Raw genomic sequence first — 25,209 nt, forward strand, 5'->3', positions numbered from 1 at the left:
TCAACCCACCTTTCGGATAGCCGCTTCGTATGCCTCGACGAGTGCGTCGGGCGCCAGATCACCGGTCACCAGGTCGTCGGCGAGCCGGACCGGCGTGTCCGATTCCGCCAACCAACGCCGATACTGCCGGCCTACCCGCCACCCGGTGGCGAAAGCGCGCTCGGCACCACCGCCACCGGCGATCAGCAGGGCCGGACCGGAATGCAGTGGCGCGATCGGCGACCACCACGGCAGCCGGATCAATCGGATCGAGTGCGGCACGTCGCCTACCTGTAGCCCGAGCCGCCGCAGACAGACCAACTGCACCTGGTGGCCGCGGCGGTCCAACTCGATCGCCGCCGCGACCCGCCGCCGGTCGGTCACCTCGTCGGCCAGACTTCCCACGACGATCACGACGGTCGGTGGGTCGCCCGGCCCGGACCCGCCGCCCCGCCGCAGTCGATCGACCGCGGACCGCCCCGCGAGGTATACCTCGGAGCGGCGGCGCCCGTAGTGCTGCTCCAGATTCAGCGCGATGTTTGCCTGTAGCAGGTCTTTCGAGCGCGAACCAGCCGTCGGGTCGGTGGCGACGGTGCCGTGCCCGGCGTGCTCGATGCCCGCATCCGAGGTGAGCAGCAGCCGCCATCCGGCGGCCCGGGCACGATGCTGCCAGTCGGACTCCTCGCCGTAGAGGAAATAGTCTTCGTCGAACGCACCCAGCGCATCCCAGGCATCACGGCTGATCGCCAGGCACGCCCCGGTCAGGTAGCCGTCGACCTCACGCGGTGGCTCGCCGTAGAGATCGGACAAGGGGGTGCCGCGGAGCCGCTCACCCAGCCGGGTGCTGGTCACCAGGGTCCGGATCAGCCCACGGCGGCGATGCGCGACATCCCACGGCCGGCTGGCACCCGAGCCCGGATCTCCATGGATCTGCGGCGCAGCCGCTGCCACGTCACCCATCGCGAGCGCCGCTCGAGTGGCGTCCAGCGGACCGAGCAGGACGGCATCCGGATTCAGCAGGAGCAGATCGTGCCCGGGCGCTCGACGGGCCAACGCATTGACCCCGGCCGCGAACCCGATGTTCTTCTCCCCGACGTGCCAACCCACCCACGGGTAGCGCGGCGCCAGCGCTGCTACCTCGGGCCGGTCCGGACCGGAGTTGTCCCACACCAGGGTTCGCACGTCGCCCAGTTGCTCACGAACCGAATCCAGGCAGGCACAGAGATCGTCGGCATTGCGATAAGCGACGACCAACACGGCCAGCGGGCGGCGACCCGGGGTAACCGAAGCCGAAAAATCCGGCGAATGCTCGGACTCGACACGCGCACCAGTCAACGACTTGCCTCCACCGAAGAATCGTCCTCGGCGTCTGCGTTCCTGGCCATCATCTGCCGGACGACGCCGAGCTTGACCGGGCCGATCACAAGGTTCGAGATCAGATATATGCCCGCGGCACAGGCTACCACGACCAGGACCGGCAGCAGATCCCGAAGAAGGTATGCAACCGCCGCACTGGCCAATACCGACGGCAACAATCTGAGCATATACAGCCACGACATCCGGAACGGGCTGCGGCGACTCAACCGCCAGGAGACCACCAACAAGCCGATGACCTCGCTGGTGCACAAGGCCATACCGGCGCCGACCGCGCCGAATCGGCCGGCCAGGATGAAGTTGAGCGCGATGTTGGCCGCCAGATTCGCCACGTTCAGCCGGAGCAGGAACGCCTGGTCGTGCGCGGCGAACACGGCTTGACTGATCACCGACGTGAGGAACGAGACCGCCACCGCCACACAGAGCAGCGACAATGTCGGAGCGCCGTCGGCGACGAACTCCGACGATCCGATCAGCTCGACGATGTGTGGCGACAGCAACGAACCGATCACCGCGATCGGCACGCCGATGAACAACATCGCCTCGACTCCGCGCTCGACGAAGCGAGCGAACGCGTCGCGGTCTCGCGCGAACAAGCTGGTCGTGGTGGACAACGTGGACGACAGATAGAAGGTGGAGACCGCGGTCACGGTGAACGCGAGCGAATAGGCCAGGCCGTAGACACCGACCTGCTCCGAGGTACTCACCAGACTCAGGATCACCCCGTCCGCTCGCCAATACGCGATCGCGATGATCAAAACGAGCGTCTGCGAAGCGCTTTCGCTCAGCAACTGGACACTCTCGGACCAGGACAGGATCGGTCGCACATCGATGATCCGGCGTGCGGCGACATACTGGATGACCAGCTGCGCGGCCGGCGGCGCCAACTGAACCACCGCGAACCACACCACGTCGGCGTGGTAATACACCAAGAACACGGTTGCGCCGAGCGAGATCAGACGACCGGCCAGATCGGCTGCAGCCACCGCGCGAAACTTCACGTAAGCCAAGAACACCGGCTCGAAACATGACGCGAGGGTGGTCACGGTCAGCCCGGCCGAGATGATGAGCAACATCTGGGTCACTTCGTCGGACCCGCGATAGACCAGCCACCCCGTCTGCGCCGTCAGCGCCGCCAGCGGCAACGAATAGACCACCGAGATACCGATGTTCACCCGGACCAGGCGCTCCAGGTTGCCGCCGCCGCCGGTCGCCCGGCGGACGATGACCGCGCCGATACCGAGCTCGGTAAGGCTCGCCCACAAGCCGACGAACACGATCGCAGTGGTGAGGTGACCGTAGGACTCCGGCCCCAGGTAGCGGGTGGTGAGCGCGACGGTCACCATCGAGGCCGCCATGCCCAGACCGCGAGTACCCAGCTGAACAGCAAAAGCTTCGGCCATACTGCGTTTGGAGGCCGGACCCAGCGTCACGTGCCCGTTGACACTGCTATGGTCGCGACTCGAGCCATTGGACATCGGCCGTTCGGGGGCCTGTCGCAAAAGATAGGATTCAGCCGATGCGAATCTACGTCCCACTCGCGTCGGGCTTATCAGCCCAACGCTGGGCCGAACGCCACTGTCGTGGCGAGGTTCCCGATATGTCACCGTACGGCCTCCACAAACTCGGACGTTTCGGCGACGAAATCGAATTCGGGACGAACGAATTCGATCGCGTCACGCGGATCGTTGCTGCATCTTTGCGCCGCACCACGGGCGGCCTCGAACTTGCAGAAGACGTCGTACGCCGGGCCCGATATGGCAGGCGCAACGACACCGATGTCGTTCTTGCCTACGACGAGCGTACCGGGCTGCCTGCTCTTCTCCTGCCAGCACACCCCCGAGTACCGGTAGCAACCGGAATCGGCTGGCTGACCACCCGCGCACGCACTCCGTGGCTACAGGCGCGCCTGGCGGCCCGGAGCCTGCCGGCCGCGGCAGCCGTGTGGGCACAGTCCCGGCCGGTGCTGCCGATCATCGGCCGGGAGTGGTCGGTCGGCACATCACGACTGCATTACATCCCACTCGGCATCGATGCCGAGTTCTACACCGAACAAGACGAGCCGGACGAGCCAGGCGTGATCGTCAGCGCCGGGGAGGACCGCTACCGGGATCACGATCTCCTGATCGAAGCCGTCCGACGAGTGCGCGGAAACCATCGAGCAACCCTTCGTCTGGCGACCAGCATCAAGGTCGTTCTTCCGCCCGAACTGGGCATTCTGTACACCGGCCGGCTCGACGGCCGGATCCGGAACTGGTACCGGCAAGCAAGCGTGGTCGCGATCGCGCTGCACCCGACGGTCACCGGGTCCGGCCTGACCGTCGCACTGGAGGCGATGGCCAGTCGCCGCGCGGTGGTGATGACCGACAATCCCGGCGTATCGGACTATGTCCGACATGGAATCACCGGGTTGCTGGTCCCCCCCGGCGATCCGGCTGCATTCGCCCGGGCGATCGACGAGCTGTTGACCGACGACGACCGACGCGCGGCGATGGGCGCCGCTGCTGCGGCCGCGGTGCGCACCCACTTCACTACCGACCACATGGCCGAATCACTGGCGAAAATGCTGAACTCGATATGAATCGGCCCGTCGACAGATGCATCGACCGGTGACATCCGGTAACTTCACCGTAGCTCGCCGCAGTAGCGCAAGTACCGTGGACTCTGTCAGAGTAGAACATCGAGTCTCGAAATCGGACAGAAACATACTTCTGGTTGGTAACGCGTTTACAACAGCGACCCTCGTCGGCGCGGGTTTGCGCAGCACCGAGATGGCACAACAGCAGCAGACAGCACTTGCCCGATCCCGCCAGCTACTGACAGGAATCGACAATGAACGTCGGTGATTTCATCCGGGGCCTGACCCGCAGACCGATCGCGCTGGTCGTGATCGCCGGCCTCGCCATCGCGGCGGGAGTCTTCGGTTGGACTTCGGCGAAGGTGAACTACCAGACGAAGGCCACGTTCTACCTGATTCCGCCGGGCGCGGGGAGTCCGGTCGCCACCGACAACCCGTTCATCCACCTGGACAACAACATGGCGCACCTCACGGTGATCGCGGTCTCGATCGGCGAGTCCGATCCGGCTCGAAAGCTCGTCACCGACCAGGGTGCCAGCCCGACGTACACATTCGTGCACCTGGCCGGCGACGGCAGCGCCCAGCAACTCAGTTCGCAGGCGTCGGTGACCATCACCGCCACCGATCCGGGAGCGTCGCAACGGGCCACCACCGCGTTGCTCGACTACATCTCGGCCGAGTTGGAGCGGCAGCAGGTCGAGGCCGGGGTCGCCCGACCCTTCGCCGCGCGGCTCCGGATCGCGGTAACCCCGGAGGCGGGCTCGCCGGCGCCGACCAGCCCGGTCCGCTCGGCCGCGATGTTCGCCGCAGCCACCGTCATCGCCGGTGTACTCGTGCTCCTGCTGATCGAAGCCGCGCTGAGCGTGCTCCGGCAGCGCAGCAACACTCGCGGTCGGCCGGAAACCGTGACCGCGGACCACGCCGAGCCCCGACAGATCGACTACGCCGCCGCCACCGGCCCGATCCCCGCTCCGGCTGCCCCGCCGCAACCCCAGCCGGCTCCCGAATCCGTACCGGTTCCCGAGCCGACGCCACGGGTCGAACCGGCGCCCCGGCTCGCCCCGGCCGCAGCAGCAGCGCCGCCGCGGCGGATGGACATGCCCGCGCCGCCGCCGCGGATGCCGGCACCCGCACCGCCCGGCGGGTTCGGCGGCTGGTTCTCCGACGCCGAACGCTATTCGAGCCTCGACCGTACGCCGGCCCACGCACAGCCGTTGGTCACCAACGATTCTCGTCCGAACAACGGTGAATTCGCCGCGCCGTCGGCACAATCGGACGGGATGGCGGGTTGGTCCGGAGCGCCCGGGCGACCGACCGGCCACCGGGAGAGCGGCCGCCGCCGCCGGGCGCGGCCGACCAACGGACGCTCCGCGGGCGAGTACGAATCGCCGTGAGTTCGCTGCGCGCCGGGACACCGACGTCTCCCGGATTGCCGACCCCCGCCGGACTGCGGGGATTGGACCTGGAGCACCGGGTTGCGACGGCCACCAGCTGGCGCGCCTGGCTGCGAACCGGACCCGGAGTGGGCGGTCGGCTGATGGCCGGCATCGCGCTGGCGCTGCTCGGGATGCGCCAATCGTTCTCGGTGCCCGGGGCCTACGGGGTCGGGATGACCATGCTGCTGCTGATCGCACTGGTCTGGTACGTGGTTGCCTTGGTCGGGTTGCGTCATCCGATCGGCGCGCGGCCGATAGCCGTGGTCGTGGCGGCCTACCTGGCCACGTCGATGGCCTCCTACGCCAACGCATTCAGTCGCGGCTTACCTGCGGCGTCGGCCAAGGACGCCGATCGGGCCCTCACCGCGGACTTCTACCTGATCGGGAGCTTGTTCTTCATTCTCGACATGATCCGCACCCGAGCGGATCTGGAGATGTTCCTGCGGGCGTTGGTGATCGGCGGCACGTTCAGCTCGGTCATGGGTCTGGCGCAGTTCGCCACCGGCGTGGACGTCGGCGCCATCGTGCACCTCCCCGGCTTGGTCGACACCGGCAACCTGCTGTCCGCCGGGCTGCAGCGAGAAGGACTCAATCGGCCGCAGGGCGCGGCCGGACATCCCCTCGAGCTCAGCGCCATCCTCACCATCCTGACCCCACTCGCGGTCGGGCTGGTGTTCTCCGCCCGGGCCCGGCACGAGCGGATCTGGCCGTGGGCCGCATGCACCGTCCTACTGCTCGGCGGCGCCTTGGTGACGGTGTCCCGCTCGGCGATCGTCGGCTTGCTGGTGGCGGTCGCCGTGATGTCCTGGCGCTGGCCGATCACCCGGGTTGCGGCGATCAGTGTCGGTGGTGTCCTGGTCGCGATCGGTGCCGTACTCAGCGGGCTGAAAGTGGTATCGGCGCTGGTCGCGACATTCGTCGGATCGTCGACCGATACCTCGATCGGCTCTCGGGTGACCGGGGTGTCCTACGTCGCCGAGCATTATCAGGAACATCTGCTGCTCGGCCAAGGCCTCGGCGTCTACACCTCCCTCGGCCAGCCACTGCTCGACGACCAGTATCTCGGTCGACTGATGGAGGCCGGGGTGCTCGGCCTGGTCGTCTACGTCCTCCTGCTCATCGTGCCGCTGGTGCTCGCATTCCGGGCGTCGGCCTCACGCGATACCAGCACCGCCGAACTCGCCGGCTCGATCGCCGGCGCGCTGGCGGCACTGATGGTGATCAACCTGATTCTGGACACCGCCGGCTTCTCGCAGATCTGGGCGCTCACCTGGATCCTGATCGCGCTGGCCGGCGTGGTGTGGCGGGCAACCGCCGACGAACGACAACTGATCGTCAAGCCGGTCCGGCGGTAGCCACGACCAGCAGTCGCCGCCAGTCGGCCGGAGCCAACGGTGCCCGCGCGCCGTCCCGCTCGGCGGCGGCGGCATCTTCGGCGGCCCGCACCGCAGCGGCGAACGAGCGCACCGCGCTGCGTAGGCGATGTTCGGCGCCGACCGGATCGCCGGGCCGAATGGTCTGCAGGTCGGGCGGTACCAGGTCCGCCGGCAGCCCGGCCCGTCCGGCCCGCTCGATCACCTTCTCCGCAAGCGCGAGTGCGGGCAGGTCCGGAGCGATTCCGTCCAGGCAGGAAGCACGCTGTTTCTCGGCCGCCTTGCGCTGCTCCCAGGCCTGCTCCTGGTACCGCACATCGATCGGCCCGGACACCGTGGGATCGCTCAGGTGCGGACTGCGCCCGGTCAGCTTGGTGATCAGTCCGGCGGCCACGTCGTCCACGGTGAACCGGTCGGCCGCCTCGGCGATCCGCGCATGGAAAAGCACCTGCAGCAGCAGGTCGCCGAGTTCTTCCCGGACCGCGGCCGGATCACCGGACTGGACGGCGTCGATCAGCTCGTAGGTCTCCTCCAGCAGGAAGGGCAACAACGACTCGTGGGTCTGGGCTACCTCCCAACCACCGAAGTCCCACAGCCGGTCCAGCAGTTCTGCGGCGTCGCCCAACACCTCGCCGGTCATACCGCGACCGAACCTTTTGCCTTGCCGTCCAATTGCACCAACAGATCCGCGACGAACTGCAACAACTCGGTGTCGCGGACCCGGGGGGCGCCCACGCTGTCGGTAACCCGTGGCAGCGGAACCTGGACGACCGATGTGGTGGCGCGATATGTGGCACTCGGGTAGAGCCGTTTGAGCCGCAGCTGCTGGGAGTCGGCCAGGTTCAGCGGTCCCAGCTTCAACGTCACGCCGGTGACCGCGACCTCGGTGACCCGGTGACTACGACAGAGCAGTCGCAACCTGGCCACCGATACCAGCCGACCGACTTCCACCGGCAACGGGCCGTACCGGTCGATCAATTCCTCGACCACCGCGGCCAGCGCACCGTCGTCGCCCGCCGCGGCCAACTTGCGGTAGGCCTCGAGTCGCAGCCGATCGCTGGTGACGTAATCCGGTGGCACATGCGCGTCCACCGGCAGGTCTATCCGCACCTCCGCGGGCGTATCCGAATCCGGGATCGGGTTACCGTCCGCGGCCGCTCGATACGCCTCCACCGCCTCCCCGACCAACCGCACATACAGATCGAAGCCGACCCCGGCCACGTGTCCGGATTGTTCGGCGCCGAGCACATTTCCGGCACCGCGGATCTCCAGATCCTTCATCGCCACCGCCATGCCCGCGCCGAGCTCGGAGTTCTGTGCGATGGTGGCCAGCCGGTCGTAGGCGGTTTCGGTGAGCGGACGCTCCGGTGGATAGAGGAAGTAGGCGTATCCGCGCTCCCGGCTGCGGCCCACCCGACCACGTAGCTGATGCAGCTGGGACAGTCCCAACGCATCGGCCCGTTCGACGATCAGGGTATTCGCGTTCGAGATGTCCAGGCCGGTCTCGATGATGGTGGTACAGACCAACACGTCGTACTCGCGCTCCCAGAATCCTTGCACGGTGCGCTCGAGCACGTCTTCGTTCATCTGCCCGTGCGCGACCACGATCCGCGCCTCGGGTACCAGTCCGGCGATCCGGGCGGCGGCCTTGTCGATCGAGGACACCCGGTTGTGCACGTAGAACACCTGACCGTCGCGCAGCAGCTCCCGCCGGATCGCCGCGGCCACCTGCTTGTCGGAATAACCGCCGACGTAGGTGAGCACCGGGTGCCGTTCCTCCGGGGGGGTGAGGATGGTCGACATCTCCCGGATCCCGGCCAGGCTCATCTCCAGCGTGCGCGGGATCGGGGTGGCGGACATGGTCAGAACGTCGACGTGGGTGCGCAGCGCCTTGATGTGTTCCTTGTGTTCGACCCCGAATCGCTGTTCCTCGTCGACCACGACCAGGCCGAGATCCTTCCACCGCACGCCGGTCTGCAGCAGCCGGTGGGTACCGACCACGACGTCCACGCTCCCGTCGGCAAGACCGTCCAGGGTGGCGCGGGACGCGGCCGGATCGGTGAAGCGGGACAGCCCCTTCACCGTGACCGGAAACGCGCGCATCCGCTCGGTGAACGTCTGCAGGTGTTGCTGAGCCAGCAAGGTGGTCGGCACCAGCACCGCGACCTGTTTGCCGTCCTGGATCGCCTTGAACGCCGCGCGTACCGCGATCTCGGTCTTGCCGTAGCCGACGTCGCCGCACACCACCCGGTCCATCGGTACCGCGCGCTCCATGTCGGCCTTGACCTCACCGATCGCGGTCAACTGATCGACCGTCTCGGTGAACGCGAACGCATCCTCCATCTCGCGTTGCCACGGCGTGTCCGGGCCGAAGGCGTGACCCGGAGCGGCCTGGCGCGCCGCATACAACTGCACCAGCTCGCCGGCGATCTCCCGCACCGCTTTGCGCGCCTTGCGCTTGGTGTTCGCCCAGTCCGAGCCGCCGAGTTTGGACAAGCCGGGAAGTTCGCCGCCGACGTATCGGGACAATTGGTCGAGCGCGTCCATCGGGACGAAGAGCCGGTCCCCCGGCTGGCCGCGCTTGCCTGCGTACTCGATGACCAGATACTCCCGGCGCGCGCCGCCGACGGTGCGTTCGGTCATCTCGACGAACCGACCGATCCCGTGCTGATCGTGAACTACCAGGTCACCGGCGTTCAGTGCGAGTGGATCGACCTGATTACGGCGTTTGGCCGGCAATCGCTTACCGTCGCCGACCGCGGCTACCCGGGAGCCGGTCAGATCCGACTCCGTGAGCACCACCAAGTCCGATCCCGGGAACACCGCACCGCCGCGCAACGGACCGCACAGGACAGCGACCACCCCCGGCTGCGGCGTGCTGCCGGGCTCGGCGACCGCGGCCGGAACCTCGGCGTCGGCCAGCTGTTCCACCATCCGCTGTGCGGTGCCCTGACCGGCCACGACCAGCGCCGCCCGGCCGTCCGCGCCGAGGTGCCCGCGCAGCTGGGCCAACGCAGCCGTCAGTTCGGTGTCGACGCCCCGCGGCGCCGGTGCGGGCGTGACGTCGAGTGTGACCTCGTCGGCGGTCCCTGCGGCCAACGGGCCGACCGTCCACCACGGGTGCCCGCCGGCCACTGCTGCTGCCTCGGCCTGCGGTAACCCCCGGTACGCCGAGGCCGCAAGATCCAGCCCCGCCGCGGTGACCGGCGCGTCGGAGCCGAGCGAGGCCGCGGTCCAGGACGCCTCCAAGAACTCGGCACCGGTCCGGACCAGATCCGCAGCCCGGGTGCGCACCCGCTCCGGATCACAGATCAGCACGTGGGCGCCTCGCGGCAGCACCTCGGTCAGCAGCTGCAGCCGGCCCGAGACGAGCGCCGGCAACAGTGCTTCCATCCCGTCCACCGGAATGCCCGCGGCCAGCTTGTCGAGCATCTCCACCAGGGCCGCGTCGGCCGCATTCGCCGCGGCCAACTCCGCGGCCCGAGCGCGCACCGACTCGGTCAGCAGCAGCTCGCGGCACGGCGGCGCGATCAGCTCGGATACCGACTCGTCGACCAGCGAGCGCTGATCCGCCACCGAGAACGGCCGCAGTTCGGTGACCTCGTCGCCCCAGAATTCGATCCGCACCGGATGATCCGCGGTCGGCGGGAAGACGTCGACGATGCCGCCGCGAACCGCGAACTCGCCCCGTCGACCGACCATGTCCACGCGGGTGTAGGCGAACTCGACCAAACGCAGGATCAGCTCGTCGAAGTCCAACTCGTCGCCGACCCGAATAGTGATCGGGGCTACCTCACCCAGCCCCGGCGCCATCGGTTGCATCAGCGAGCGCACGGTCGTGACCACGACCCGCAGCGGCGCACCTTCTTCCGGGTGCGCGAGTCGCCGCAACACCGACATCCGCCGGCCGACGGTATCCGCCCCCGGCGACAATCGTTCGTGCGGCAGGGTTTCCCACGAAGGGAACACCGCGACGGCAGCACCGATCAGCGCTGCCACCTCCGCAGCCAGATCGTCGGCCTCCCGCCCGCTCGCGGTGACCACCAGGACCGACGCTTGCTCGGCGAGCACGCTCACCACGAACGGGCGCACCGCATCCGGGCCGATCAAAACCGTAGTGGCGGATCCGGCGAGTTCGGTAATCGGGACCGACGACGGATCTGCGCGAGCGAGATCGGCGAGTCCGGCCAACGGCGGTCGGGTGGAAAGCACGGCGCGATTCTAGGAGACGCTACGGATCACGGCACACCGGCCCAGGGCCGGATCGACCATCGAGATCAGCGCGGCGGCTCGTAACGGCGCAACCGACGAGCAGCGAACTCCCGAAAGTACGAGAGCTTTTCGTCCGGCACCAAGGACGGGAGCAGAAAATACCACTGCCGTTCCATTCGAATCGGCATCTGATCGATCGAATCGGTACCCACCGCAACGATATGCACTCCCGCGGTGAGCTCTTGCCACAGCGTGCCGACGACCTCCGGGTCGAGATCCTGTTTCAGGTCGCCCTGCTGTATCGCCCGCTCGGCCAGCACCCGATGCGTATCCGACCACGCCTTGGTGATGTTGTCACCCGATGTGCCGCGATAGTCACCGATCTGATGGTTGAGCTTCAACATCGCGCCGACCATCGGGTCGTTGATCGTGAGATCCGCTACGACATAAGAGATTCCGATGCAGGCTTCCAACGCCGGGACCCGGCTGTCGAAGAATCCCTTGCACGCCGCGACCAATCGCTCGTTACCTTGATCGACTACCGCCCGAGCCAGCTCTTCTTTCGATCCGAAATGAAAGTAGAGCGCGCCCTTGGTCACATTCGATTGCGCGATGATCTCGCTCAAACTCGCGTTCGCATACCCCAGCCGCAGAAACACATCGGCTGCGCCGGCGAGCACCGAGTCGCGGGTGATCTCCGCGCGCGCTTGCCTAGCCATAAGTTCCGCCTCGTCATTCCACACTCAGCTCGCGATCATCGCCCCGACCGCGCACACCGATCGTACGAACCGTACCACCGAGTACGTGACCATCATGCACCAGTCGTGCCGTCGTTTCGCGAATTTCCGGTTACCCATCCGGTGCGAGGTTCGCACCGGATACGAGTCATGCAGAGCCTAACCGGGGATCAGGCTCGAGATTGGTCAACCCATTCCAACACAGGTTCACCAGATGTGCGGCGACCACCTCCTTCGGTGGTGTCCGCTCGTCCAGCCACCAGGTGGCCGTCGTGGAGACCATGCCGACCAGAGCCTGTGCGTATAGCAAGGCCAGCTCGGGAGGTAATCCCCGCCGGCCGAAGTCGCCTGCCAGAATATGTCCCACCTGGCCGACCGCCTCGTTGAGCAAACTCGAGTAGGTACCTTCGGCCGCTGAGACACGCTGGTCCCGTACCAGGATACGAAAACCGTCGGTGCTTTCTTCCACGTAGGTCAACAAAGCGAGCGCGACCTGCTCTACCCGGACTCGGGAGCGGTAGGAGGTGAGCGACGCGGTGATCATCTGGTGCAGCGTCGACATCTCCCGGTCGACGACGACCGCGAACAACCCCTCCTTGCCGCCGAAATGCTCGTAGACGACCGGCTTGGAGACGTGGGCTCGCTGGGCGATCTCCTCGATCGAGGTCGCGTCGTAGCCCCGTTCAGCGAACAGGCCGCGGGCGATCATGACCAACTGCTCCCGCCGCTGGGTTCCGGTCATCCGGGTCCGCGGCCCCCGCTCGGCGGGCCCACCCGACTCGGCAGGCTCGACCATCACTCCTCCAAGTCCCGCCGGGTCGCGGCGTCACCAGGTCAACGCTATTGCTGTTGATACCCCCGACGTCCGCCGGCGAACCTACCTGGAGTGCGTACCGTCGTCAGCGGGCAGACCAGCGGTTCGACGTATCCGGCGTCGGCATGGGAGACTCTGTGCGCGTCGCGGGCAACGGGGCTCGTGCGCAGCTACGATCCGCCGTAGTGTAATGGCAGCACCTCTGATTTTGGTTCAGATAGTTCAGGTTCGAGTCCTGGCGGCGGAGCGGGTGAGAAGCAGATCGTGCGCGAGCTTCCGCGCGTCATCCGGCCAGTCGAGGGAGCTTTTTGATGGCTGAGCAGACCGCCGTCGTCGTCTTAGCGGCGGGTGCCGGCACCCGCATGCGGTCCAAGACCCCGAAGGTGCTCCATCCGCTGGCCGGGCGCAGTCTCCTGGCGCACGCCCTGCACGCCGCCGCCGAGATCGATCCGCAACACCTGATCACGGTGGTCGGGCACGATCGGGAGCAGGTCAGCGGAGCCGTCGCGGAGATCGGTACCGACCTGCGGCGCGACGTCAGCCTGGCGGTTCAGGAAACCCAACTCGGCACCGGACATGCCGTGCAGTGCGCCCTGACCGTGCTGCCGGCCGATTTCACCGGCGACGTGCTGGTGACGTCGGCCGATGTCCCGCTGCTCGACGGGCACACGCTGGCTGCGCTGCTCGACGAACATCGCAGCTATCCCGGCCGATCCGGCGCGACGGTCCTGACCTTCTCCCCGCCCGACCCGAACGGCTACGGCCGGATCGTCCGAGATGCCGACGGTCGGGTGAGCGCCATCGTCGAACACGCCGACGCCACCCCCGAACAGGCCCGGATCACCGAGGTGAATTCCGGTGTGTACGCCTTCGACGCCGTCCTGCTCCGGGACGCGATCGTCGGACTGAGCGACCACAACGCCCAGCACGAGCTCTATCTCACCGACGTGATCGGACTGGCCCGCGCCGCCGGTCGACAGGTACACGGCGCCCGGCTGTTGGACGGGATGAAGGTGACCGGGGTGAACGACCGGGTACAGCTGGCCGCCGCCGGACGCGCTCTGAATACGACGATTCTGGAACGGCATATGCGGGCCGGGGTCACCGTGGTGGACCCGGCCAACACCTGGGTCGATACCGAGGTCACGATCGGCCGGGACACGGTGCTGCAGCCCGGCGTGCAGCTGCACGGCCGGACCGCGATCGGCGACGACGCGGTGATCGGACCGGATACCACGCTGACCGACGTGACGGTGGGCGACGGCGCGGTCGTCGTGCGCACCCACGGTGAACGCTCGACGATCGAAACCGAAGCGACCATCGGGCCGTACTCGTATCTGCGGCCCGGCACCGTGGTCGGCCGGGCGGGCAAGCTCGGCGCCTTCGTCGAGACCAAGAACGCCGAGATCGGGGCGCATTCCAAGGTGCCGCACCTGAGCTACGTCGGCGATGCGACGATCGGCGAGCACAGCAATATCGGCGCATCCAGCGTGTTCGTCAACTACGACGGGGTGCGTAAGTACCGCACCGTGGTCGGCTCGCACGTGCGCACGGGTAGCGACACCATGTTCGTCGCACCGATCACCGTCGGCGATGGGGCATACACCGCCGCTGGTACCGTGCTGCGCCGGGACGTGCCACCCGGCGCGCTCGCCGTGTCGGGCGGCGCGCAGCGCAATCTGGAAGGTTGGGTGGCGCGCAACCGCCCCGATACCGACGCGGCGCGAGCGGCCGAGAAGGCGCTCGCCGAGCAGGAGCAGACCTGCATCCGGCAGAACGATCACGAGGACGGCGAACAACGGTGAGCAGGGCGTTCCAGAGCGACAATCGGAAGAATCTCATGTTGTTCGCCGGCCGGGCGCACCCGGAACTGGCCGAACAGGTGGCCAAGGAGCTCGACGTCCACGTCACCCCGCAGACCGCTCGCGACTTCGCCAACGGCGAGATCTTCGTCCGGTTCGAGGAGTCGGTGCGCGGTTCGGACGCGTTCGTCCTGCAGTCGCACCCGTGGCCGCTGAACCAGTGGGTCATGGAACAGCTGATCATGATCGATGCGCTCAAGCGCGGCTCCGCCGAACGGATCACCGCGATTCTGCCCTTCTACCCCTACGCCCGGCAGGACAAGAAGCATCGCGGCCGGGAGCCGATCTCCGCCCGGCTGGTCGCCGACCTGATGAAAACCGCCGGCGCGGACCGGATCATCACCGTGGATCTGCACACCGACCAGATCCAGGGCTTTTTCGACGGCCCCGTCGACCACATGCACGCCCAACTCCAGCTGGCCGACCATATTCGCGCCGGCTACGACCTGGCAAACATCACCGTGGTGTCGCCCGACTCGGGCCGGGTGCGCGTCGCGGAGAAGTGGGCGGACTCGCTGGACGGCGCGCCGCTCGCATTCATCCACAAGACCCGCGACCCGTTGGTGCCGAATCAGGTCAAGTCCAACCGGGTGGTCGGTGAGGTCGCCGGACGTACCTGCATCCTGATCGACGACATGATCGACACCGGCGGCACCATCGCCGGTGCGGTGAAGGTGCTGAAAGAAGCCGGCGCCGGCGACGTGGTGATCGCGGCGACGCACGGGGTACTGAGTACCCCGGCCGCCGAGCGGCTGGCCGCGTGCGGCGCGAAGGAGGTGGTGGTGACCAACACCCTTCCGATCACCGACGACAAGAAGTTCGCGCAGCTCACCGTGCTGTCGATCGCCCCGCTCTTGGCGCAGACGATCCGCGAGGTATTCGAGAACGGCTCGGTGACCGGCCTGTTCAACGGCCACGCCTGATCGCCGACCGCGTGCGTACCTTCGCCGGATTCCCGATCGCCGCGCTCGACTTCTACGAGGATCTGGCGGCGGACAACTCCAAGGCGTTCTGGACCGCGCACAAGCACATCTACGAGACCAGCATCCGCGCCCCGATGGAAGCCCTGGTCGACGACCTGGCCGCGGAGTTCGGGCCGGCCAAACTGTTCCGGCCATACCGGGATGTCCGGTTCAGCAAGGACAAATCGCCGTACAAAACCGCCCAGGGTGCGGTCGTGCGGACCGGCGCCGGCGTCGGCTTCTACGTCCAGATCGACGCGGCCGGCTTGTTCACCGGTGGCGGCTTCTACGATGGCACGCCCGCGCAGCTGGCGCGGCTACGCGCTGCGATCGACGACGATCTGCGCGGTCCCGAACTGGCCGGCATGTTGTCGGCCACCGGCTTCACCGTGGGCGGTGCGACGTTGAAAACCCGACCCAAGGGTTTCCCGGCCGACCATCCACGGATCGAGCTGCTTCGGCACACCTCGTTGACCTTGAGTCGCGAACACGGCTGCCCGGACTGGCTGACCACCGATCGGGCCGCCGACGAGGTCCGCGCCGACTGGCGGCAGCTCCGGCCGGTGATCGAGCGGATCACCGCAGTGGTCGGCCCGGGCCGGGACTGATCCGGCCCTCCCCCGACGACGCCGTACCTCTCGACGACACGGCCACTAGACCGCGCTGGCCAGCACCAACGCGAAACGATCGAACGAGTCGGTCCAGACGTGGTCGGGTGCGAAGCCGGCCGCGGCGAGTTCCTGCTCGATACCGGCGATCCGGAACTTGGCCGAGATCTCGGTACGCAGCTGCTCGCCGTCGGCGAACCCGACGGTCAGGTCGAGCTCGCGCAGCTTCACCGACATCTCTTCGGTGGCCTCGAGCCGCATCTCGATCCACTCGTCGGCGTCGTTCCACACGGCGACATGCCGGAAGCGCTCAGGTGCAAAATCCGCGCCGAGCTGGTGGTTCAGCACGTGGAGCACATTCCGGTTGAACTCGGCGGTCACGCCAGCGCGGTCATCGTAGGCGGCAACCATCACGGTCGGGTCGGTGACCAGCGCAACGCCGAGCAGCAGGTGTTCCCCCTCGTCCAGGGCCGCACGAACCTGGCCGAGAAACGCAGCCCGCTCGTCGGGGATCAGGTTGCCCAGCGTGCCGCCGAGAAACGCGATCATCCGGCTCCCACCGCCGGGCAGATAATGCAAGGTATCGGTGAAGTCGCTGACCACCCCGTTCACCGCCAGGCCGGGGAACGCCGCGCTGATCTCGATCGCCGCCTTGCGCAACGCACTCGCCGACACATCCTGCGGCACGTAGGACACCAGCGTGCCCGAGGCGTTGCATGCCCGGAGCAACAGCTGGGTCTTGATCGCGGAACCGGAACCGAGCTCGACCAGGGTCCGGGGTCGGGTCAACCGCGCCACCTCCGGCGCGACACTCTGCAGCAACGACCGCTCGGTGCGCGTCGGGTAGTACTCCGGCAGCTCGGTGATCTTGTCGAACAGCTCGCTGCCGCGAGCGTCGTAGAACCATTTCGGCGGGAGCCATTTCGGATCGGCGGTCAGTCCCGCGCGCGCGTCTTCGCGCAGCGCCCGATCGAGATCGGCCGCGGACAGATGGACCTCCACGGTCGGTTGCGGCATCTCACTCCTCCTGCAGAGCGTCGATGGTTACCTGGCCTGGTACCGCCGTCACCAGGCGGCGGTCCGCGATCTCCTGCCACCGCGGATCGTCATCGTATGGTTCGGAAGCAAGTATCACAGTTCCCGCGTCGACCAGCGACCACAGTGAGTGATACCAGGTCGTCGCCCAGAACCGCGTACCGTCACCGAGCAGTAGATTCAACCTCGCGCCCGGTGCGGCGGCGATAATCCGTCGGATGACCGCTCGGATCGCCGCCACCGGATCCTGCCGCTGCAGTTCGGCAGCGAGCAGAGCCCAGACCGCGGCCGAGTCGGTCGCCGATTCGGTCGGCGCTGCCGTCCAGCGCAACAGCCCCGGCCAGTCCGGCACCACACCGTTGTGACTGAACGCCCAATGCCCGTCGGTGAACGGCGCGCACGCGCTGCGCTCGACCGGCATCCCGGCGGTGGCCGAGCGGACCGCCCCGAGTACGGCGGTTGCGGAGATCTGCGGCAATACTTCGGTAACCGCAGGATCGGTCCAGATCGGCATCGGATTGCGATACCGGCTGAACCGGTGTGCTGCCCACCAGCCCACACCGAAACCGTCCGCGTTTACCGTACCGCCACCCCGCATCTGCCGCGGCGCCCAAGCTTGAGTCATCACCGAGTGGTTACCTCGGGTGAGCAGGTCGGCCACCGGCACCGCCGGTCCCAGGTAGCCGATATGCCGGCACATCAGGCCGACAGATCGCGGGCCAGCCGAAATCCGGCGAAGATCTGCCGCCGGATCGGATGATCCCAGTTCCGGAACGTGCCGCGACACGCGACCTGGTCGGTGCCGAAGGATCCGCCACGCAGCACACGGTAATCGCCGCCGTGGAACACCGCCGAGTACTCGTCGTAGGGAAACGCCACAAATCCCGGGTACGGGGCGAACGTGGACGCGGTCCACTCCCACACATCGCCGATCAGTTGGTGTACCCCCGTGGCCGAGACGCCGGCCGGGTAGGCGCCCACATCGGCCGGTTCGAGGTGTCGCTGCCCCAGATTCGCGTGCGTGCGGTCCGGTTCGGCCTCGCCCCACGGGTATCGCGACACCCGACCGGACGCCGGGTCCCAGCGCGCCGCCTTCTCCCATTCGGCCTCACTCGGCAGCCGTCGGCCGGCCCACCGGGCGTAGGCCTCGGCCTCGAACCAGCACACGTGCAGCACCGGCTGATGTAACCGCAGCGGGGTCCGGATGCCGAACCGACGGCGCCACCAGCTGCCGTCGCTGTCGCGTTCCCAGAACTGCGGCGCGGTCAGCCCCGCCGCCTGCCGATGCGCCCAGCCGCGTTCGCTCCACAGCTCGGCCCGTCCGTAGCCGTCGTCGTCGATGAAGCCGAGATACTGCTGGTTGGTCACCGGCGCGCGATCGATCGCAAAGGCCGGCACCGTGACGCCGTGTTCCGGTCGCTCGTTGTCGAGCGCCCACGGATCGGTCGAGGTGCCCATGCGGAACTCGCCGGCCGGGATCACCACCTCGCCGGATATCGCCGGCCCCACCCGCCCGGAATCGGGTACCGGGGGCGGTGGCGCGCTCAGCACCGCCGGGCCACGGCGCAATTGGTGCGTGGCCAGCATGGTTTCGTCGTGTTGCTGCTCGTGCTGGGCGACCATCGCGAATACGAAGCCGCCTGCGGTGAGCGGAGCGGAATCTCTCGACAGCGGCGTGCCGTGGAGAATGTCGAGCACCTGGGCCCGGACCTCGGCGAGATAGCTGCGAGCCTGCGCCGGACCGAGCAGCGGCAGGGCCGGTCGGTCCTGCCGCGGGTGCCGGAACGCGTCGTAGAGGTCGTCGATGTCGCCACGCACCGGTCGGCGACCGCCGACCGCGCGGACCAGCCAGAAGTCTTCCTGGTTTCCGATGTGGGCGAGATCCCAGACCAGCGGGCTCATCAACGGTGAGTGCTGCTTTACCAGATCGGCATCATCCACCGCATCGGTGAGCAGCGTGGTGCGGGCCCGAGCCCGGGCGAGCACCCCGGCGAGCCGGGTGGGTAGATCGACGGCAACCGTCATCGACTCGTCTCCTCGGTAGCCGGGCGTTCGGTCATGCGGCCGCGGCGCGCACCGGGTCGATGCCCCGCCGACATCGCCGTGCCGCTGCCGCCAGCGGCGCGGGCACCGTCGTGTGCGCCGTGGCGAGTTCGAGCAGGTCGGTTCCGGCCCGGCGGAAGTCCGGGTCGGCGAGGCCGTGCCGGGCGGCGTCCTGCCACCGTCCGGCGGTCGTCGCGCCGAGCGAGGTCGCCTGCGATACCACCTCCGGGCTGCCGGTGAGCGCGGCGACGGCCAGGATCGGCACCGCCCACCCGGGACCGGGTTGGGCATCGAGATAGCGGACCTCGAGATGGCCGGCCGGCCGCACCGGCGGGAACAGCGTGGTCAGGTGGTACCGCAGATCATCGCGGGTGGGCCGACGGCCCAGCTCGTCGTCCAAGGCTCCGTCGATCCAGTCGCCGAACGTGGCGTCCCGCGGCGCCGACCAGTCCGGGCCGCCTCGGCGCACACACAGCAACGGCCGGTCCAGCACCCAGGCCGGATATTGTGCCGGCGCCGGCGGTTCGGCCGTGCGACTGTGGTCCAGGAACAGCCAGGTCCGCATCCGCTGCGACGCCCAGGCGCCGGCCGGTGCCCCGTAGAGCCGTGGGGAACAGGCGAACGCGGCGACCAATGCCGGCCCGATGGTGTAGAGGCAGCGCCACCGAGCATCGACCTCGGCCGGGTCGGCACCCGCATCCACCGACACCTGGGTCGCGGCGGTATTACACATCATCAGTGCACCGAACGGGCCGATTGCGGCGAACGCCGCCTCCATCGCCCGATACCGCGGCGAGCTCAAGAGTCGGCGTGGCGGGCGTCGGGTGTCGGCCGCCACGGCGAGCAGCCGGATCGAATGGGCAGCCAGCCGGCCCCGCAGCACCGCGGCATCGACGGCGAGCCCAGCGCAGAGCTCGGCCACGGAGCCGACCGGACTGCTGGAGAGCTCGAGCTGACCGCCGGGTTCGATGGTGACGCGGCTACCGGCCGGCAACGGATGAGCGGGGGAATCGGGCACCACCGTGGTCGGCGCGTGCGGGCCGAGCGCAGCCGCCACCCTGCCCAGCGCGGGGCGGGCGCCGCACCCGTCGGCCGGGACGGTGATCCATTCCAGCTCGGCACCGATCCGCGCCGGTGGCCCGAGCTTGAAACAGATCCCACCGAGGTAGGCCGCGGCAGCGGCGCGACTGTCGAGTGCTCCGTCTCGGCCACCGGCCATCGCCCACCTCCCTGTTCGAGCGGGCGAACCCGCTGCGGCCAGAGTAGCGAGCAGGCCCGACACCGGGCGGCCGCCGACCCGCGGCGGAATCAGATGATCGTGCCGACGTCGCTACCGATCAGCACATCCAACGCCCGCTCGGCGATCGCGGCGATGGTCATCGAGGGGTTGCACGCGGCGGTGGTCCCGGGCATCAACGCGCCGTCCACCACGTACAGGCCACGCTGGCCGAATACCCGGCCCTCGGTATCGCACACCACGCCCATGTTGGCGCCGCCGAGCGGATGCCAGGTGGAGTTGAGCGCGAGGTTGGTGTCGGACAGGAAGCCCGTCGGGCCGGCGATCCGCTGCGTGTTCGGCCCGATCGCGCCGTTCTGGATGACCGAGTCGCCCGCCCGCGGCCACTGCAGGCCGACCCGATCGGCACCGGAGTCGTAGTGCCACGAACCCCGCGCTGCGCTCACCCCGTAGCCGACCATCATCGTGGAGTGCAGGTTGAGCGAGAACGACGGCATCGACGCCTGGATGATGGTGTGCGCCATTCGGGGGTCGGACCAGTTCAACGTGCCGTAGACGACCGGGCCGCCCTGCGTGACACCGTAATCCTCGGTCGGATCGGTCCAGACGTAGATTCGATCGGCATTGGTGCCCCACTCGGTCCCGAGACCGCCGGGCAGATCCGGGATCGCGCCGGTGGCCGCGGCCTTGACCAACAGTCGCGTGGTATTCACGCTGCCGGCGCCGAGGATCAGCGCGCGGGTCTCGATGATCAGGTCGCCGAGTACGGTGCCGTTCTCGTCGATCCGACGCACGTGCACCTCCCAGCTGCCGCTCGGGGTCCGGGCGATCGAGGCGACCTCGTGCAGCGTCCGCAGGTCCACCAGACCGGTCGCCTCGGCCTGCGCGAAGTAGGTGACATCGACCGAGTGCTTGCCGCCGTTGTTCACCCCGATCGCGCAGTCGCCGTTGGTGTAGGACGGCTTCATCTCACCGCGCAGCTCGGCCAGCGCGTAGTTCCAGTCGATCGGCATCGGAATCTTCTCCGGGGTGAACCCGGCTCGCCGACAGTGATCGGCGAAGACCCGCGATGCCTTGTACTGCGGGCTGGCGATCAGTTCGTCCGGTGCGGTAGCCAGGCCGAGCATCCGCGACACCCGTGGGTAGTACTCCCGATGCATCGTCGACCAGTCGATCGACGACGGGAACCAGGTGTCGAACACATGCTCGGCCGGCTCCAGCGACATCCCCTGGTACACCAGTGAGCCACCACCGACACCGGCGGCGCACATCACCGTCATGTTGTCGCCCATCGCCGCCTCGAACAGCCCCACATACGGCTCGACGGTCACCGGACGACCGAACAGCTGCGGGTCCGAACGGAACCACAGCGCGCGCTTGTCCGGCGCGTTCATGCTCGGGAAAGTGCTCGCGTTCGGACCGGTCGGCCAGCGCCGACCCCGCTCCAGGACCACCGAGGCCACCCCGGCCTGGGCGAGCCGCAACGCGGCCACCCCACCGCCGAAGCCGGAGCCGATGATGACCACTCGCTGCTGCTCCCGCTGCAGCGGCACCCGGTCGGTGCGGGCACCGACGAACGGCGCGGCCGACGCCGGACCCGCCGTCGCCGCACCGGTCGCGGCCACCCCCACCAACGCGGCGCCGGCAACCGCACCGGCGGTGAGAAATCGTCGTCGATTCATTGCGGTGGACATAGGTAGCATCGCTCCGTTTCGGACAGCGGTCCGGCTCATCGTGACCAGGTCGTCCCCAACCTGATGAAGAACTTAGACAGACCACGGCGCGCGCACCGGCGAAACATCTAAAGTAGTTGCGATATCGATCGCGTAGGTTCGTTCCGGCGCGCGCACCGGTTACCGTCGGGCCATGCCCGCCGCTGCGTCCCGAACCGGCACCCCGCCACCCGGCGAACTCGACCTCGATCGGGTCCGCCGCGACACCCCGGGAGCCGCCGACCAGGTCTTCCTGGACAGTGCCGGCTCCAGCCTGCCACCGTCCCCGGTCCTGGAAACGGTCATCGCACACCTGCGACGGGAGGCTCGGGTAGGTGGGTATCGCGCGGCAAACGAACGGGCGGCCGATCTCACCGCGATACCGGAGACCATCGGAAAGCTGATCAACGCGCCCGCCGATGCGATCGCGCTGAGCGACAGCGCGAGCCGCGCCTGGACCGACTTCGGTTACGCGGTGCCGTTGACCGCCGGCGACCGACTGCTGTTCTCCACCAGCGAGTACGCAAGCAACGCGATCGCCCTGTTGCATCGAGCGAAGTCGAGCGGAGCGAGCGTGGAGCCGATTCCGGCCGACGCCACCGGCCGGATCGATCTCGACGCGCTGAACCGAATGCTCGACGAGCGGGTCCGGCTGATCTCGGTGGTTCATGCACCGACCAACGGCGGCCTGATCAATCCGGTTCGCGAGGTTGCCGATCTGGCGCACCAGGTCGGCGCCCTGGTGCTGCTGGATGCTTGCCAGACGACCGGTCAATTGCCGCTCGACGTTGCCGCACTCGACGTGGATGCGTTGTCCGCGACCGGTCGTAAGTGGTTGCGCGGGCCGCGTGGCACCGGCTTTCTCTACGTTCGCCCGGAGCTGATCGCCGAGCTCGAGCCGGCCGGCCTCGACCTGCACAGCGCGACCTGGACCGACGATGCCGACTACACCCTCGCGGCCGGAGCCCGCCGATTCGAGTTCTGGGAATGCGATGTGGCCGCTCGGCTGGGGCTCGGTGTGGCTGTGCAGTACCTGCTCGATCTCGGCCCGGATCTGGTCTACCGAGCGATCGCCGCGCTGGCCGCCCGATTGCGTGCCGGCCTCGCCGAGCTGCCCCGGGTACAGCTGCGCGACCTCGGGGTGGAGCAGAGCGGCATCGTCTCGTTCACCGTCACCGGGGTAGATCCCGACCAGGTCCGTGATCGGCTGCGCGACGCGCAGATCACCGTCACGGTCAGTCGGGCCTCGTCGACCCGGCTCGACATGCGCCGCCGCGGCCTGCCCGCGGTGGTTCGGGCATCACCGCACTGTTTCGTCACCTCGGACGATGTCGACCGGTTCTGCCGAACCGTTGCGAGGATGTAGCCGAAACTTCTACCGTGACCGCAGTCAGAACCTCGTAGAAAGGGACAAGGCCATGGATATCGCCGGTCTCGCCGGCTTTCTCGGCGACACACTCTGGTTTCTCGGCGCGATGCTGCCGCGCACGCCGGAGCTACTAGGCAGCTATTTCGCGCAGTTCTTCTGATCCATATCCACGGTCGCCGGCCACAACCGGCTAACGTGAGCGCGCAACGACGGCGATCCGCGCCGTCCGCTACCGAACAGGACATCGATGGGCCCGAATCAGATCATGCAACTGCTTACCGACTTCGGTGCCATGGTCGGCGCCATGCTGCCGCGGTCCGGCGACCTGCTCGGCTCCTGGCTGTCGCTGCTGCACTGACACTGTCGCTGCGGCCCTGACGCTGGCACTGCTGCACTGAGGCCGTCGACGCGGCTGCCGAACCCCGGTCGGTGCCCGATGTCGACGGATCAGGCATAATCGGCGGCGTTGTCTCGGCGAGGGCTCCGTCCGAATGGACGATGACCGTTATCGACGCGGCGCGGCTGTCGACGGGCTCCGGCTCATCTCTCCCGGCTGTGCTCGTCGCCGGGGCGCAGTGCAACCCACCGACAGAGAAGAGAGTCGCGCCGATGCCCGAGGTCAATCGTCTGACCGCTCAGGTCCGCACCGAGTTCGGTAAGGGAGCGGCTCGCCGTGCCCGCCGGGCCGGGAGCGTGCCGGCGGTGCTGTACGGCCACCAGTCCGATCCTCGGCACCTCGCGCTGAATGCTCAGGCGTTCGCCCGCGTGTTGCGGGAAAACGGCACCAACGCGGTGCTGACCCTCGACATCGAGGGAAGCGAGCAGCTGGCACTGACCAAGGCGGTCGTGGTCCATCCCATCCGCCGCTACATCGAGCACGCCGACCTACTGGTGATCAAGCGCGGTGAGAAGGTCGTCGTCGACGTCCCGGTCACGGTGGCCGGGGAGCCCGGGCCGGATGCGATCGTCGCCCAGGATCAGACCACCGTCTCGATCGAAGCCGACGCACTGCGCATCCCCGAAGCGATCGAGGTGTCCGTCGAGGGCGCCGAAGTCGGCACGCAGATTCTTGCCGGCGATCTGACCCTGCCGGCCGGCGCGACACTCCAGACCGACCCGGAGGCGTTGATCGTCAACATCATTGCGCCGCAAACCGACCCCGATCCAGCCGAGGAAAGCGGCGATGCCGAGGCGGCCGCCGAGTCGGACGAGTCCGGTTCGGACGAGTCGGCCTGAGCACGATCGGACCTGCGCTCGTGGTCGGGCTCGGCAACCCCGGACCCGGCTACGAGCGCACCCGGCACAACGTCGGTTTCCTGGTGGTCGATCGGCTGGCCGAGCGGCTCGGCGAACGTTTCGGTGCGGACCGTCGCTCCGGTGCCGACCTGGTGCAGACCCGGCTGGCCGACCGGCGGGTATTGCTGGCCAAGCCGCGTAGCTACATGAACACCTCGGGCCGCGCGGTCGGATTGCTCAGCCGATACTTCGCCGTGCCGGTCGGCGACGTCGTGGTGATACACGATGACCTGGATCTGGATGTCGGCGCCATCCGGCTCAAACAGGGCGGCGGCGAAGGCGGACACAACGGCCTGCGGTCGGTATCCGCCGCGCTGTCCGGCCGGGACTACCTCCGCGTCCGGGTCGGGATCGGGCGGCCGCCGGGCCGCAAGGATCCGGCGGCGTTCGTGCTGGAGCCGTTCAGCGCCGCCGAACGCAAGGAGCTGCCGATCACCGTGGAAGAGGCGGCCGACGCGGTGGAATTGCTGCTGCGCACCGATCTCGAAACAGCGCAGAACCAGGTACACCGCCGACCTTGACGCCGCGTGGCCCGGCCGACCACGCGGGACCCGCAGCAGACGTCCCCGACCAGGAGAACCG

Annotated in this window: 21 protein-coding genes and 1 tRNA gene; 10 read left to right on the forward strand and 12 right to left on the reverse strand. The window is 68.1% G+C overall.

Going from position 1 to position 25,209, the window contains the following annotated elements:
* The 3 genes from KV203_RS14395 to KV203_RS19735 form a co-directional block, all read right to left on the reverse strand.
* Window positions 1–1,314, reverse strand: coding sequence for a glycosyltransferase family 2 protein (locus KV203_RS14395; RefSeq protein ID WP_157079824.1), 1,314 nt, complete (start codon window positions 1,312–1,314; stop codon window positions 1–3).
* Window positions 1,311–2,786, reverse strand: coding sequence for a flippase (locus KV203_RS14400; protein ID WP_246600166.1), 1,476 nt, complete (start codon window positions 2,784–2,786; stop codon window positions 1,311–1,313). The genes KV203_RS14395 and KV203_RS14400 overlap by 4 nt, the downstream gene beginning before the upstream one ends.
* Before the next feature lie 170 nt (window positions 2,787–2,956).
* Entirely contained in the window at window positions 2,957–3,190 is a 234-nt protein-coding gene (locus tag KV203_RS19735) for a hypothetical protein (protein WP_246600167.1), read from the reverse strand.
* 126 nt (window positions 3,191–3,316) lie between these two features.
* Between KV203_RS19735 and KV203_RS19740 the strand changes: the two genes are divergently transcribed.
* From KV203_RS19740 to KV203_RS14415, 3 genes are all read left to right on the forward strand, one after another.
* A complete protein-coding gene (locus tag KV203_RS19740) occupies window positions 3,317–3,934 on the forward strand; it encodes a glycosyltransferase family 4 protein (RefSeq protein ID WP_246600168.1) in 618 nt (205 codons plus the stop codon).
* Between the two features lie 251 nt (window positions 3,935–4,185).
* Complete coding sequence (locus KV203_RS14410) at window positions 4,186–5,325, forward strand: hypothetical protein (RefSeq protein WP_066471050.1); 1,140 nt, start codon at window positions 4,186–4,188, stop codon at window positions 5,323–5,325.
* Window positions 5,322–6,722 (forward strand): O-antigen ligase family protein, encoded by a 1,401-nt coding sequence (locus KV203_RS14415; RefSeq protein ID WP_157079825.1) that lies wholly within the window; start codon window positions 5,322–5,324, stop codon window positions 6,720–6,722. Before KV203_RS14410 ends, KV203_RS14415 begins: the two co-directional genes overlap by 4 nt.
* Here KV203_RS14415 and KV203_RS14420 read toward each other — a convergent pair.
* From KV203_RS14420 to KV203_RS14435, 4 genes are all read right to left on the reverse strand, one after another.
* Window positions 6,703–7,380, reverse strand: coding sequence for a nucleoside triphosphate pyrophosphohydrolase (locus KV203_RS14420; RefSeq protein ID WP_066471060.1), 678 nt, complete (start codon window positions 7,378–7,380; stop codon window positions 6,703–6,705). The two genes, KV203_RS14415 and KV203_RS14420, sit on opposite strands and share 20 nt — an antisense overlap.
* Window positions 7,377–10,883 (reverse strand): transcription-repair coupling factor, encoded by a 3,507-nt coding sequence (gene mfd, locus KV203_RS14425; RefSeq protein ID WP_246600961.1) that lies wholly within the window; start codon window positions 10,881–10,883, stop codon window positions 7,377–7,379. The genes KV203_RS14420 and mfd overlap by 4 nt, the downstream gene beginning before the upstream one ends.
* Before the next feature lie 134 nt (window positions 10,884–11,017).
* On the reverse strand, window positions 11,018–11,671 hold the full coding sequence (locus KV203_RS14430; protein WP_066471420.1) for a TetR/AcrR family transcriptional regulator: 654 nt from the start codon (window positions 11,669–11,671) through the stop codon (window positions 11,018–11,020).
* Between the two features lie 166 nt (window positions 11,672–11,837).
* Window positions 11,838–12,485, reverse strand: coding sequence for a TetR/AcrR family transcriptional regulator (locus KV203_RS14435; protein ID WP_066471066.1), 648 nt, complete (start codon window positions 12,483–12,485; stop codon window positions 11,838–11,840).
* A 194-nt stretch (window positions 12,486–12,679) separates the two neighbouring features.
* On the opposite strand from KV203_RS14435, the gene KV203_RS14440 reads away from it, so the two are divergent.
* The 4 genes from KV203_RS14440 to KV203_RS14455 all read left to right on the forward strand — a co-directional run bounded on the left by KV203_RS14440 (window position 12,680) and on the right by KV203_RS14455 (window position 15,935).
* Window positions 12,680–12,750: transfer RNA gene (locus KV203_RS14440), tRNA-Gln, on the forward strand.
* A 64-nt stretch (window positions 12,751–12,814) separates the two neighbouring features.
* Window positions 12,815–14,308 carry a bifunctional UDP-N-acetylglucosamine diphosphorylase/glucosamine-1-phosphate N-acetyltransferase GlmU gene (gene glmU / locus KV203_RS14445; RefSeq protein WP_066471074.1) on the forward strand — a complete coding sequence of 498 codons (1,494 nt, stop codon included), beginning with the start codon at window positions 12,815–12,817 and terminating at the stop codon, window positions 14,306–14,308.
* 35 nt (window positions 14,309–14,343) lie between these two features.
* Window positions 14,344–15,288, forward strand: a complete 945-nt coding sequence (locus KV203_RS14450) for a ribose-phosphate diphosphokinase (RefSeq protein WP_066471422.1) — start codon at window positions 14,344–14,346, stop codon at window positions 15,286–15,288.
* A gap of 11 nt (window positions 15,289–15,299) precedes the next feature.
* On the forward strand, window positions 15,300–15,935 hold the full coding sequence (locus KV203_RS14455) for a DUF2461 domain-containing protein (RefSeq protein WP_066471077.1): 636 nt from the start codon (window positions 15,300–15,302) through the stop codon (window positions 15,933–15,935).
* A gap of 45 nt (window positions 15,936–15,980) precedes the next feature.
* On the opposite strand, the gene egtD is transcribed toward KV203_RS14455, so the two are convergent.
* The 5 genes from egtD to KV203_RS14480 form a co-directional block, all read right to left on the reverse strand.
* Window positions 15,981–16,952: an L-histidine N(alpha)-methyltransferase gene (gene egtD, locus KV203_RS14460; protein ID WP_066471079.1), complete on the reverse strand. Its 972-nt coding sequence runs from the start codon at window positions 16,950–16,952 to the stop codon at window positions 15,981–15,983.
* A 1-nt stretch (window position 16,953) separates the two neighbouring features.
* Entirely contained in the window at window positions 16,954–17,670 is a 717-nt protein-coding gene (gene egtC, locus KV203_RS14465) for an ergothioneine biosynthesis protein EgtC (RefSeq protein ID WP_066471081.1), read from the reverse strand.
* Entirely contained in the window at window positions 17,670–18,995 is a 1,326-nt protein-coding gene (gene egtB, locus KV203_RS14470; protein WP_066471088.1) for an ergothioneine biosynthesis protein EgtB, read from the reverse strand. Before egtB ends, egtC begins: the two co-directional genes overlap by 1 nt.
* Window positions 18,996–19,026: 31 nt before the next feature.
* Entirely contained in the window at window positions 19,027–20,232 is a 1,206-nt protein-coding gene (egtA, locus tag KV203_RS14475) for an ergothioneine biosynthesis glutamate--cysteine ligase EgtA (RefSeq protein WP_066471090.1), read from the reverse strand.
* A gap of 89 nt (window positions 20,233–20,321) precedes the next feature.
* Window positions 20,322–21,944 carry a GMC oxidoreductase gene (locus tag KV203_RS14480; protein WP_174522059.1) on the reverse strand — a complete coding sequence of 541 codons (1,623 nt, stop codon included), beginning with the start codon at window positions 21,942–21,944 and terminating at the stop codon, window positions 20,322–20,324.
* Between the two features lie 172 nt (window positions 21,945–22,116).
* On the opposite strand from KV203_RS14480, the gene KV203_RS14485 reads away from it, so the two are divergent.
* From KV203_RS14485 to pth, 3 genes are all read left to right on the forward strand, one after another.
* The gene (locus KV203_RS14485) at window positions 22,117–23,328 is read left to right on the forward strand and encodes an aminotransferase class V-fold PLP-dependent enzyme (protein ID WP_066471094.1); all 1,212 of its coding nucleotides are present in this window, start codon (window positions 22,117–22,119) and stop codon (window positions 23,326–23,328) included.
* A 612-nt stretch (window positions 23,329–23,940) separates the two neighbouring features.
* The gene (locus KV203_RS14490) at window positions 23,941–24,567 is read left to right on the forward strand and encodes a 50S ribosomal protein L25/general stress protein Ctc (protein ID WP_066471101.1); all 627 of its coding nucleotides are present in this window, start codon (window positions 23,941–23,943) and stop codon (window positions 24,565–24,567) included.
* Window positions 24,568–24,587: 20 nt separating this feature from the next.
* Window positions 24,588–25,148 (forward strand): aminoacyl-tRNA hydrolase, encoded by a 561-nt coding sequence (pth, locus tag KV203_RS14495; RefSeq protein ID WP_246600169.1) that lies wholly within the window; start codon window positions 24,588–24,590, stop codon window positions 25,146–25,148.
* The last annotated feature ends 61 nt before the right edge of the window (window positions 25,149–25,209 follow it).

Origin of the sequence: Skermania piniformis, from assembly GCF_019285775.1 — a bacterium.
Lineage (GTDB): Bacteria > Actinomycetota > Actinomycetes > Mycobacteriales > Mycobacteriaceae > Skermania > Skermania pinensis.